Annotated in this window: 7 protein-coding genes; 3 read left to right on the forward strand and 4 right to left on the reverse strand. The window is 44.2% G+C overall.

What is annotated here, in order from left to right:
- Positions 1–38: 38 nt before the first annotated feature.
- Positions 39–3,776: a metallophosphoesterase gene (locus FGM00_RS00280; protein ID WP_138850986.1), complete on the forward strand. Its 3,738-nt coding sequence runs from the start codon at positions 39–41 to the stop codon at positions 3,774–3,776.
- Positions 3,777–3,878: 102 nt separating this feature from the next.
- On the opposite strand, the gene FGM00_RS00285 is transcribed toward FGM00_RS00280, so the two are convergent.
- The 4 genes from FGM00_RS00285 to FGM00_RS00300 form a co-directional block, all read right to left on the reverse strand.
- Positions 3,879–4,730, reverse strand: coding sequence for a hypothetical protein (locus FGM00_RS00285; protein ID WP_138850987.1), 852 nt, complete (start codon positions 4,728–4,730; stop codon positions 3,879–3,881).
- 79 nt (positions 4,731–4,809) lie between these two features.
- Entirely contained in the window at positions 4,810–6,168 is a 1,359-nt protein-coding gene (locus FGM00_RS00290; RefSeq protein WP_138850988.1) for a vanadium-dependent haloperoxidase, read from the reverse strand.
- A gap of 189 nt (positions 6,169–6,357) precedes the next feature.
- Positions 6,358–7,683 carry a xylose isomerase gene (gene xylA / locus FGM00_RS00295; protein ID WP_138850989.1) on the reverse strand — a complete coding sequence of 442 codons (1,326 nt, stop codon included), beginning with the start codon at positions 7,681–7,683 and terminating at the stop codon, positions 6,358–6,360.
- A 178-nt stretch (positions 7,684–7,861) separates the two neighbouring features.
- Entirely contained in the window at positions 7,862–9,346 is a 1,485-nt protein-coding gene (locus FGM00_RS00300; protein WP_138850990.1) for a xylulokinase, read from the reverse strand.
- A 392-nt stretch (positions 9,347–9,738) separates the two neighbouring features.
- On the opposite strand from FGM00_RS00300, the gene FGM00_RS00305 reads away from it, so the two are divergent.
- Positions 9,739–10,512: a hypothetical protein gene (locus FGM00_RS00305; RefSeq protein ID WP_138850991.1), complete on the forward strand. Its 774-nt coding sequence runs from the start codon at positions 9,739–9,741 to the stop codon at positions 10,510–10,512.
- Positions 10,509–13,268, forward strand: coding sequence for a TonB-dependent receptor (locus tag FGM00_RS00310; protein ID WP_175416158.1), 2,760 nt, complete (start codon positions 10,509–10,511; stop codon positions 13,266–13,268). The genes FGM00_RS00305 and FGM00_RS00310 overlap by 4 nt, the downstream gene beginning before the upstream one ends.
- Positions 13,269–13,281: the final 13 nt, after the last annotated feature.

Genomic DNA, 13,281 nt, shown 5'->3' on the forward strand with positions numbered 1-13,281 from the left:
GCCTGGTTTTAGAAATTCCAAATTACAAAATATAACTAATGAAGGGTGTCGTTATCACTAAACATTTTATACTAATTGTATTGCTCGCACTATTTACGGGCTGTGCCACATACAAAAGCAAGTATCTAGATACCGCCAATGCAGACGATGCCCCTACTACAAAAGAGGTTTCGCATACGTTTTATCTAGTGGGCGACGCCGGTCTCTCGCCCTTTGGCGGAATGAACAAAGCTTTGACCATTTTCAAGGATCGATTGGACAAGGCCGATGAGAACAGTACGGCGATTTTCTTGGGAGATAATATCTACCCTGCGGGTATGCCTGATAAAAAAGATTCTACGGCCGCATATGTAAATGCCAAAAACGACCTGGATGCCCAACTCAAGACGCTGGAGAACTATAAAGGGAAGCCTTTCTTCATTCCCGGTAATCACGATTGGTACACCGAAGGTCTCGTAGGGTTGGAACGTGAACAGAAGTACATACAGGAGAAATTGGATAGTAAGGAAGTATTCTTTCCGGAGGATGGCTGTCCTATGAAAACCATCGAGGTCAATGATCAAATCATCATCATCGCGTTGGATACGGAATGGTACCTCACGAATTGGAACAAGCGTCCCGATATCAATGACAAATGCGAGATCAAAGACCGTGAAAAACTTTTTGAGGAAATCGAGAGCGAGATTAAAAAAAATGCCGGCAAAACCATCGTAATGGCATTTCACCACCCGATGTTCAGCTACGGTTCGCATGGGGGTCAATATAGTGTGAAACAGCATTTATACCCAAAGAGCAACATTGGCCCGGTGCCTTTTTTGGGCACTTTTGTAAATGTGCTCCGAAGAACCACAGGGGCGTCTATTGCCGACATCCAAAATAAGCGCTATACCGAACTGAAAAAGCGCTTGGTCACCTTGGCACAATATTCCGATAAGGTCATTTTTGTGTCGGGTCACGAGCACACACTGCAATATATCGTTGAGAACAGCACTCCGCAAATTGTTAGTGGTTCTGGCGCAAAAAAGGGGTGGACACGGCTTTTGAACGGAAGTCAGTTCTCCACTGGGCATATGGGCTACGCCACCTTGGAAGTTTATACCGACGGCTCATCGCGGGTTCGCTTTTATGGGGTGAATGATGAAAGCGATACTGAGGAGTTTTTATTTACTACGAACGTCTTTGCCCCGGATAGGGAAATCAATGAAGAGAAATACGATGAGGTGTTCCCAGCGACCTACAGCGCTTCCATTTATACCGAGGATGAAATTGATAAAAGTGGATTTTTCAAAGGTCTGTGGGGTGAGCGCTATCGAAAATATTATGCTACCAATGTTACTGCTCCTACCGTAAACTTAGATACGCTCTTCGGTGGCTTAAAACCAGTACGGAAAGGCGGGGGACACCAATCCAAGTCGTTGCGCTTACGTCACAAAGATGGAAAGGAGTACGTGATGCGGGCCTTACGGAAGGTTTCGGAACTCTACTTACAGGCCATGGTCTTTCAAGAGCAATACGTTATCGACGATTTAGAAGATAGCTATTTACAGGAGTTTCTGATGGATTTTTATACCGGAGCTAATCCGTATGCGCCTTTTACTATTGGCAAACTATCCGACGCCGTTGGTCTTTATCACACCAACCCGACGCTCTATTATGTTCCGAAACAACCGGCTCTTGACCAATACAATACCGATTTCGGAAACGAGCTGTATATGATCGAGGAACACGCAGGAGACGACCATGACATTGAAAGTTTTGGTTTTAGCAGAGAACTAAAGAGTACCGACGATATGTTCGATAATCTTCGCGATGACGAAAAGTATGAAGTGGATTCGGATGCCTATCTGCGCGCCCGTTTGTTCGATATGGCCATAGGCGATTGGGATCGTCATGTAGACCAGTGGCGCTGGGCCGAATTCGAAGGCAAAAACAAAAAAGGAAAGAAATCAAAAAAGACCATTTACCGTCCGGTTCCCCGGGACAGAGACATGGCATTCTCCAATATGGGAGACGGTTTATTTATGAACATCGCCACACGAATAATCCCTAGCCTGCGGATTATGGAAGGATACAAGAAAAAAATTAGAAACGTAAAAGGGTTCAATTCCTCCCCTAAAACATATGTTCTCGACGTAGCGCTGTTGAACCAAAAAACAAGGGAAGAATGGCTAAAGCAAGCTACTTACATTCAAGAACACCTAACGGCGGAAATAATCGATGACGCTTTCAAACAATTTCCAGAAGAAGTACGGGACGGTACGGTCGACAACATTAAGGAAATTCTACTCTCGCGGATCGAGCAGCTTCAGGAAACTGCAAATGCATACTTTGAGATAATAAATAAATATGCCGTCGTAACTGGTACGGATAAGGACGATTGGTTTGAAATCAATTATAAGGAAGGGCAAGTAAAAATTAAGGGATACCGTATTATCGATGGCGATAAAGAGAAGAAGTTTTACGAAAATACCTTTCGAAAAAACGTGACCAAAGAAGTTTGGGTATACGGGCTTGACGATGACGATAAGTTCAAGGTCAAGGGTACGAACAATAGCGGTATCAAAGTGAGATTGATCGGGGGGCAAAACAATGATATTTACGACGTAGGTGCAGGCAAGGGTACGTTCATTTACGATTATAAATCCAAAAAGAACACCTTGAAAGACGTGTCGAAGGCCAAGGTGCGACTGACCGATAATTATGAGGTCAATACCTATCGCCCCTTAAAGTTTAGGAGCAGTACCAACCAATTCATCCCGACTATCGGATTCAATCCCGATGACGGTATAAAAGTGGGGATCAGCAATATGTATACGTTCAATGGCTTTAGGCAAAACCCTTTTACGCAACAGCACCGTACCGCACTCTCCTATTATTTCGCGACCAGTGGTATAGAGTTCGATTATCGCGGAGAATTCGCGAACGTTACCGAGAAGGCCAATCTGGAAATTGCGGCAAGATTCACCAGTCCCAATTTCGCGATAAACTTCTTTGGTTTTGGCAACGAGACCGATAATTTAGACGATGACCTGAGCTTGGATTACAATCGGGTGCGACTGCAGACCTTGCGCTTCTCGCCGTCCTTGGTGTGGCGGGGGCAATTGGGGAGTAAATTGAGACTAGGGATCAACTATGAGAACATTCAGGTAGAAGAAACGGAAGAGCGCTTTATCAATACTTTTTATCTGGCGAATGGGGAAGAGAGTACGCGTAGCTTCACAGGTATAGATGGCCAATACACCTATGAAAATAGCGATAATTCGGCCTTTCCGACAATAGGAATGGCAACGTCGTTGCAAATAGGGTACAAGACCGGCCTGAGCGGTGGCGGCTCTTTCGGTTATGTGATTCCCACGCTGTCGTTCGATTACAAACTGAGTGCGAACGGGAAACTGGTATTGGCCACCAAATGGAAAGCCCATTTGAATATCGGGAATGGTTTCGAATTTTATCAAGGCGCAAGTATTGGAGGGATAGATGGCCTGCGCGGATTCCGAAACCAACGGTTTACCGGCAAACGCTCATTCTATCAAAATACCGATATCAGACTAAGCCTTGGAAAGGTAAAAACCGGAATTTTACCCACTGCCATTGGGTTGTACGGGGGATTCGATTATGGTCGCGTATGGGAATCCGAAGACCCCTCCAATATCTGGCATACCTCTTATGGGGGCGGTTTTTTCTTGAATATGACCGATTTGATATCCGCTCGGGCAGCACTTTTCAATAGTGTAGACGGACTCCGTTTTTCGTTTGGGATAGGATTCGGGTTTTAAGCGTGCCGACGATTGCGAAGACTGATAGCTGAAATGTAAGTACTTGACTGTACGAATAGATTAAAAGTTGGGCACTAGCGCCTTTGTTGATTCTTAACCTGCTCAAGGCAGGACTAGGGAATATAGGTTGCCTCCTTCATTACCCCTTTTTTCGTCGGAGAGAAAAAGGGTGTCGTTGTCCGAAAAGCAGACCGACTCCAGTTGCGTGCGTATCCCCAAATCGAATTCCTCAATGGTGACGCCGGAAAAATCGTTTAATGTAAAGTCCGTCAATCGCCATAATTTCCCATATCCTAAAAGCACGATAGTTTTACCATTTGGTGAAATATCCGCCGAGGTAATTCGACAGGTGTTCCAGTCGAGGCAAATGTTGAGCCTACCCACTAATTTTGCATCCTGTTTCCCTTTTTTATCTATTACACGGTAAATCGAAGTCTCTCCAGTAAACGGATTACCGTCGTTCTTTGTAAATATATAAAGGTTTTGGCCGTAGTGAAAAAAGGCCTCGGCATCGAATACCCGGTCTTCTTTTTTGGCTGGGAAATCTTTTTGCTCCGGATACCTGAATTTTATTTTTTTGGCATCTATTTTGTCACCAGGTTCCGTCTCCGGATTGGGAAGTTTGTAGATGGTCAGGTTTTTACGGTTGTTATCATTATTTCCAAAATCCCCAATGTACAAATTGCCATTTGAATTAGTTGCTAAATCCTCCCAATCCCCGTTTTTGGCATTTTTGACCTCCAGCTTCTGTATGATTTCCCCTTTGTGGTTTACCTTGTAGATATTGTCGCCGTTACCCTTGTCTTCTATAAGCCACACCGTTGAATCGTTGAACATGGCGATACCCGAGTTTTCATCAAGACTTGAAGGTAAGTCGGCAACGAATTTCAGCTGCCCATGCCCTGCACAGCCAACGAACCATGCCGAGGCAAGTAAGAGAAGGTATCTATTCATAGGATTTGTTGTCACGAACCTTTAGGCTGGGCAATAATCGGCAAAATGAATAGCGGTTCTTCAATTAAAAGGGGATTAGTTAGTTGGAAGCGAGGTCCGGATTCGTCTTCATCTGCAGTTTATTCACCACATAAGTGCCCAAATCGCGACCTTGTGTCACCCCAACCTCTACTGCTGCACGATAGTGAATACCGCCGTACATTCTACTGATGGCGGCCTCATCGGCGGCCTGCTCAAAAGAATCGAAACTTCTTACGGGTAGTCCGTAGGCCACTTCGGTATCATCGTCAAAGGCAAAATCGGGTCCGAAAATATCGGTCAGAGCCGTTGAGGCAGCTCCAGAAGCTACACTATGGCCACTGGAATATTCGGGAAAGGGAGGCGTTTGTAAAATCGGGGTCCAATCCTCGTCGATATGTTGGTTGATGAGCGTTTCCGGGCGAATAAGGTTACTTCTGTATTTTTCATCCCAACAGCTAATAAAGGCATCGGCAATCGCAATAGAGGTCTTGGTATAGGCAAAAAGCGTGGTATCGAAATCACTATTTGTTTTCTTCGCAGCGATTTTGGCGATGCCGATCCAGTGTGCACCCGGTGAAATCTTTTTTGTAGCGAACATGAGATGCCCCCTAGTAACGGAGACATACGGATTACAATCCCAAAATTTGGCAATGGCCACCTCTTCGGAGGAATCCCCTTGAGCGGTAATCTTGTTGCTGATGTCGTATACTTCCACCAATTCCTTGTAGAAAGGAGAATTTTTTTCCATTGAAAACGGTGGCGGCGGTACGGGTTTGAACTGCGCCGCGGAATCGATAGCAAAGGGTCTTATTTTATTCCAGTGCGGTTCAATACCTTCAATGTAGGCAGGTGGTGTGGGCTGCCATCGCGAAGGGTCATCGGTGTCGACCGTAAATTTGGGCATGGTCCTGGTCTGGGCATAATTGTCCTTTGCCATCCACGCCTTAATGTGTTCGGCGACCTGCATCGCATAATCCTTGGACGCCTCGAACTCCTCAAGGTTCTGGTTTTTCCATACCCCGTACAGACTATCTTCCAAAACTTCGAATTTGTCTTCCGAGAAAATCAAGGTCTTACTCAAATGCATATGCGCCATGAGCGCCGCAAGTTGCGAATTCACCTGTTTGGTCGAATCTATAGTGGGAATGGTTTCCAGGTCTGTTACCTGACCCGATAGCGGGCGGTAATCAGGATTGGTTTGTGCCATAATCTCATAGGCCGCAATGTTCGGATAGGCAAACACACGGCTGGCGACTGGTGGCGAAAAGATATCATGTATCATGATTTCCGTAACCATGTCTACCGAAGCATGTAGCTGATCAGGGCTAACCACAATGGGTCCTTTGGCGGTCTTTACATCTTCTTTACAAGATAAAACCGCAAAACACAGGCATAGGATAACTACTAATTTCTTCATTTGCTTAGAATACTGATTTTCAGTTCATAGAATTCGTGCTGCAAAGCTACATTATTTTTCCCCTACGAAAAGTTAAGGGATTGATAGTACGAGAGGTTTCAATGTTAAAATTAGGGGTTCTCATATGGGTTCAATAAAAAATGCCTTCAAAAATAGTAATTTGAAGGCATTTAAATGGCGTCGTATTCCTTAGATATACTGGTTCACGATGTTTTCGAACAATTCTTGCTTGCCACTTTGTAGTTCCAATTCGCCATTGTCTTTGGCAATCTCGTATAATGCCTTAAGATCTAGCTTTCCATCTTCAAAATCCTTGCCTTTTCCGGAGTCAAACGAACTGTAACGTTTGCTGCGAAGGGCATCGTAGGGTGAGGATGAAATGATTTTGTCGGCAACCAATAAGGCCCTGGCAAAAGTATCTGCACCTCCTATGTGTGCATGAAAAACATCGTCCATATCCGTAGAATTTCTTCGAATTTTCGCGTCAAAGTTAATGCCGCCTCCTTGCAATCCGCCTGCTTTTAAGAAAACTAACATGGCTTCGGTAACCTCGCCGATATTGTTAGGGAATTGATCGGTATCCCATCCGTTCTGATAATCGCCGCGATTGGCATCTACACTGCCCAACATGCCGTGCGCCGCCGCAACTTCCAACTCGTGCTGCATGGTGTGGCTCGCCAAGGTAGCATGGTTGACCTCGATGTTCAATTTGAAATCATCCTGTAATCCGTATTGATGCAGAAAGCCTACAACGGTCGCACAATCGAAATCGTACTGGTGTTTCATAGGTTCCATAGGTTTGGGCTCGATAAAGAAATTTCCTTTAAAGCCTTGTGCTCTCGCATAATCCCGTGCCATTCCCAGGAATCTTCCCATATGGTCCAATTCGCGCTTCATGTCGGTATTCAGAAGCGACATATAGCCTTCTCGACCGCCCCAGAAGACGTAATTTTCGCCATCCAGGGCCATAGTGGCATCCAAGGCCAGTTTTATTTGTCCGCCTGCACGGGCCAATACATTAAAATCGGGATTGGTCGCTGCACCGTTCATATACCTTGGGTTCGAAAAGCAATTCGCCGTGCCCCATAACAACTTTACGCCTGCTTCCGCTTTTTTACTCTTGATATACTCGACTATGGTCGCCAGTCGCTTTTCCGATTCGGTAAAAGTGGCCCCTTCCTGTATGAGATCATAATCGTGAAAACAGAAGTAGTCGAATCCCATTTTTGTGATAAACTCGAATGCCGCATCGGCCTTGGCCTTTGCCGCCTCGACGGCGTCGGAGGGTTGGTCCCATGGAAAATTTTGCGTTCCGGGCCCGAATGGATCGGCACCTTGGCCGCAGAAGGTATGCCAGTAGGCAATGGCGAATTTGAAATGCTCGCGCATGGTCTTGCCGGCAACTACTTGTTCCGGATTGTAGTATTTGAACGCTAAGGGATTATCCGATGCTGCCCCTTCAAATTTAATTTCCCCGATTCCTTTAAAGTATTCTTTGTCTCCTATTACTGCCATATTTTTAGTTTATGAATTTATTAGTTTATTGGTTGTTCTTGTGAGAAGCTTTTTTGCGACGAAGCAATTTATTTAAGTTTGATGATGGTTTTTATACTAAATTAAGTCATCGACTAGTTTCAACGGATTCTTTCGTTGTGCCTAATCGCGAACCTGCCTGCCGGCAGGCAGGGACGAATTATTTTTTTTCTAACAGTATCTCCAGTTCCTTCTTCCATTTGCTATATGCCTTCTGATATACTTCCGAATCTTCCGAAGGACGAAATCCCATCTCATAATCATTGTCCATAATCTGTTTCCCAAAGGCATCAAAATCGCCCTTGTGTAATTCGCAGGCCCGAGCGGCACCTATGGCTCCGGTAGTATTGTATATTTCGATTTCTTGTTCAATGAGCGTGGCTATGGTGCTCGAAAAGATATCCGAACGGAACAGATTGTCGTTTCCCGCACGTATGACCGAGGGTTCGATACCATCCGATTTCATAATTTCCATTCCGTAAACGAACGAAAAAGCGATTCCTTCCAATGCCGCGCGACACAAATGGGCCTTGTCGTGGTTATTCAAGTTGATATTGGACATTCTGGTGCCCAGTGTTTTATTGTTCAGTACGCGTTCTGCCCCGTTGCCAAAGGGATGTATGGTAACCCCGTCCGAGCCGATAGGAACCGACGAGGCCAGCGCGTTCATCTCTTCATACGAGCTAACATCTAAATTTTTCATCAACCATCTATACATTATACCCGCCCCGTTGATACAGGCCATTTTACCAATTCGGGTATTTGCGAGGGTATAGTTGACATGGGCAAAATTATTGACCCGTGCGCTTTCGGCAACCGATAGGCTATCGGTAATGGCATACATGACTCCTGAAGTACCACCTGTTGCGGCTACCTCGCCAGGGTTGAAAACATTTAATGACAAGGCATTGTTGGGCTGATCTCCGGCCCTGTAAAGAATGGGTGTACCTACGGCCAGGCCAGATTCGGAAGCCCCCTTTTCGGAAACCTTGCCTTGCACAGAGAAAGTATCCACAAAATCGGGAACGAGTTTTTCCGTTATACCGTAATGGTCCAACAACCAAGTGGCGATCGAATTGGATTTAAAATCCCAAAAAATCCCCTCGGAAAGCCCGGAAATTGTAGAACAAATGGTTCCGCCTAACTTGTAGGCAATATAATCGCCAGGAAGCATGAACTTATCGATTCGATCAAAGAGGTCAGGTTCATTTTCCTTTACCCATTTTAATTTGGAGGCTGTAAAATTCGCCGGGGAATTCAGTAATCGCTCCGCACATTTTTCCGGTCCCAAATCTTCAAAAGCCTTTTGTCCGATTTCGACAGCGCGACTGTCGCACCAAATAATCGATTGTCGTAGCGGTTCGCCATTGTCGTCAACGATTACCAAGCCGTGCATTTGATAGGAAATGCCTATTCCAGTAATCGCATCAGACGAAATCGAATGTGCTTTTATCAGCTGCTTGGTGGCATTGCATACGTGCTTCCACCATTCGTCTGGATCTTGTTCGGCCCAGCCATTCTTAAGGGCGACCATTTCCATTTCGACCTCCGGCTCGTTGACCACGGTAATACTTTTTCCCGTTGCCGTTTCGACCAAAGCCGCCTTTATGGAAGAACTGCCGATGTCATAACCAATGGTGTACATGTATTTTTCTTAAATGTGTTACTCGAGCTTTGGACATTTCCCCTCCATCATGCAGACAGCTTGGCCCTATATCGATTGCGAACGCCTAAGATATTGTTTTTGTTTTGATGTATCAAATAATAGGATTGGAGTTGAATATTCTACTCCGATTTAGGACGATTGGCACCTGATTTCAAGCTTTTTGTTTTTTAGGTCGGATGTATCGCCTTAAATTGGTCGTTCTATAAATTAGGGGTATTTTGTGATCAGTTGGAGCTTCGATGTTTTCTTTGGGCTAGAGTAGATGTTAAGACAGCGAGGAACTTTTCATATCTTATTTCCAGAATAAATTACCTTCTTTGTAAATCGATCTATGGTTGAAAGAATTTAAGAGTTCGAATGTGAAAAAATCAATGCAAAAGTCATTAGCATATGGGGAGCATCGCTTCACTGCCAATAATCTGATTGTATGTATAGTGGTATTATGCCTGGGCTGGTCTTTAAAGTTGAACGGCCAAGAAAAGGAGCTATCAAAATATGCCTGGTTCGATAGTATGACGGGGCAGTCTAATTCTGGAATCTTCAAGGGAGTGGTGTACGATGAGGAATTCCGTGTCATTACCGATAGGCATCAGTTTTTCGAAAAGGCAGCGTATGTTTCGGGATCAGTGGTCTTCGATAAACAGTCCTATTTTGATCTGCAACTCAGGTATGATGTATTCAACGATAATTTATTGGTCTTGAATGCCGAGGTAGTAGGTCTTCCAGCAATAATTCTCGAAAAGGAACATACCGAAGTTTTTCAATTGGGCAACCATCGGTTCAAGAATATAGATTTGTTGTATCCTGAACGGGGAAAGCTATCCGGTTTTGCCGAGGTGCTAGTGTCAACCGATTCCCTTTCGTTATATAAAAAACACCATAAGCGGTTGCTCAAAAGAACGGATCAAAAAACGCTCTATTCAGAATTCAAAAGTACCGCAAGCTACTACTTTGAACATGACAATAACCTTTATAGAATAAAGAAAGCCACTGATCTCGCCACGGTTTTCCCGGAGCAACGAAAAACAATTAAAGAACTACACGATACCCATGCGTCCTTGAAGAAAACGGATTTCGATACTTACCTAAAATCGGTCGTACAGGATTTGTCGGAAATCTTGAATCAAAACAGGCCGGGAAAATGAAAAAAATCGGTCTAACCATTGTAGCATTGTTCCTTTTTTCATCCTTAACCGGCCAGAAAAAGGGAAAGCCGCTGTCTCTTAACATCGAAGATGGCACTGTAATGGAAATCCTGAAAGCGATCGAAGCGAGGACCGATTATCGTTTTTATTATGCCGAATCGTGGTTGAGCGATACGAGCCTCAGTAAGAACTATGAAAATATGTTGGTCGAAGATATTCTCGCCGATGTTTTTGAAAACACCGAGCTCAACTTTTACATCTCCGCAGACAACCGAATTATTCTAACGCGCAATAATCGTATCTATAGCGATTTGCCTGATGGCTTTCTTGATGAACAAGAGGAAAAAGAGGTAGCTAAAACGACAAATAGTTCATCTGTTCCGGCGCTTTATGGCAGAGTGAAACAGCAATCGATTACTACGGCGGAAACCGTAAGAATCGGAAAAGAACGTTCAGGTAAGCGTCAAGAGCGTTTCGTGTTGTCCGGAAGAGTATTAAATGCGGAAACCGGTAAGCCTGTACCCGACGCTGCTGTCATTGTAAAGGACCTTCGCACAGGGGTGGTTACCACAGCAGGGGGCACCTATGAGATTGAATTGTCGTCTGGGTTGAATGTGGTTGAGGTAAGTGCGCTGGGGACGGCCGGTGCATTGAAAAACGTAATCATTTACAGCGACGGTAATCTTGACTTTGAGGTAGCTGAAAGCGTTGAGCAACTCGACGAGGTAATCGTTCAGGGCGACGCGATACGTACTATAGAGGATACTTCCACCGGAAATACAAAAATTGGGGCCGAGGCTTCCAAAAATATTCCCTTGGTGCTTGGTGAACGTGATGTTTTGAAGGTTGCCACCACGCTTCCCGGTGTTACTACTGCCGGCGAAGGTGCTGCCGGCTTTAATGTGAGAGGTGGCAAGACCGATCAGAACCTTATTTTACTGGATAATGCGGTACTGTACAACCCTTCGCATTTTTTCGGGTTTTTTCAAGCGATCAATCCCTTTTCGATTAAAGATTTGAATATTTATAAGGGAAGCATTCCCGCCGAGTACGGAGGTCGATTGTCTTCGGTATTCGAAATCAGCAGTAAAGATGCCAGTACCGAGAAGGTCAAGGGCGAAGTTTCCATCGGCCCCGTAACGGGCAATGCGGTCATAGAATTACCCATTCTAAAGGATAAAGCCGGTTTATTGCTTGGTGCGCGTGGTGCCTATTCCGATTGGGTATTGAAAGCATTAAATGATGAACAATTGCAGGACAGCCAAGCCTCATTTTATGATTTTATCGCCAAGTACAACCATCGAATCAATGAAGATAATCAGGTGAGTTTGACGGGGTATTCGAGCGGGGATGTTTTTAGTATTACATCAGATTCGCTGTTTAATTATAACAACCGTTTACTTAGTTTAAAGTACAATCGTAAACTGAGTGAAAAAAGCTCGGGTAGCATCATCGTAAACAATAGCCAATATAAGTTTAATATTGATTTTGATGGCAGTGTAAATTCAAACTTTGAACAAGGTTTTCAAATCGATGAGACCGAAATAAAGACACAGTTTAAATATTTGCTCAATGATGCGCATAATTTTGACTATGGTATTTCCGGAAAGTTATATTCCGTTCTTCCTGGCGAGATACGACCCAGAGGGGCGAACGATATCATTCAATCTTTGTCTATTCCGAAAGAGAAAGCGTTGGAAGCCGCACTGTTCATATCCGACAATATGAAGATCAGTGATCGATTACAGCTAGACCTTGGAGTACGGTATTCGTTTTATTCGGCCATCGGGCCCTCTGAACAACGGATATATCGGGAAGATCTTCCCAAATCGGAAAGTACCGTAGTAGCTACCGAAGTATATGAGGGCAATGATTTTTTTCAAACTTACGGCGGTCCTGAACTAAGGGCATCGGCTAGATATTTATTGAACGACAGCCTATCCGTTAAGGCCAGTTTTAATAACACCTACCAATTTATACATACCTTGACCAATAACACGACCGTATCCCCGGTCGATACATGGAAACTTTCCGATAGCAACATTAAACCACAACAGGCGAGTCAATTTTCATTGGGTATTTATCAAAATTTAAGTGATTATGAACTTAGTTTAGAGGGTTTTTACAAGAAGCAGGATAATATCACCGATTTTAAAACAGGTGCCCAGTTGCAGCTAAATGCCAACATCGAGACCGAAATATTGCAGGGTGAGGGTAAGGCGTACGGTGTAGAATTACTTATTAGAAAAAACAAGGGCAAATTGAATGGATGGTTGGGCTATACCTATTCTCGATCACTTTTTAAGTTGGATAGCGAATTTCAGGAAGAGCGTGTAAACAGCGGTGAATTTTTTCCGTCGAACTTCGACAAGCCACACGATTTTAGCTTGGTCTTGAATTATAAATTGACAAGAAGGTTCAGTTTCTCGGGTAATTTCATATATCAGACTGGTAGGCCCGTGACCTTTCCTGTTGGCAATTATGAGTTCGATGGAAACGAATTCGTACTCTATAGTGATAGAAATCAATTTCGGATTCCGGATTATTACCGTCTCGATCTTTCCTTGAATATCGAGGGAAATCACAAGGTCAAGAAATTCGCCCATAGTTTTTGGTCGATTTCGGTGTATAATGTTCTGGGCAGGAATAACCCCTATTCCGTATTTTTTGTCTCACAGGAGGGTGAGGTAAAGGCCCTGCAAAGCTCTATTTTTGCGATTCCAATACCATCGATAACGTTTAATTTTAAATTTTAAGAATTGAATTGCA

The sequence above is a fragment of the Aggregatimonas sangjinii genome, from assembly GCF_005943945.1.
Lineage (GTDB): Bacteria > Bacteroidota > Bacteroidia > Flavobacteriales > Flavobacteriaceae > Pelagihabitans > Pelagihabitans sangjinii.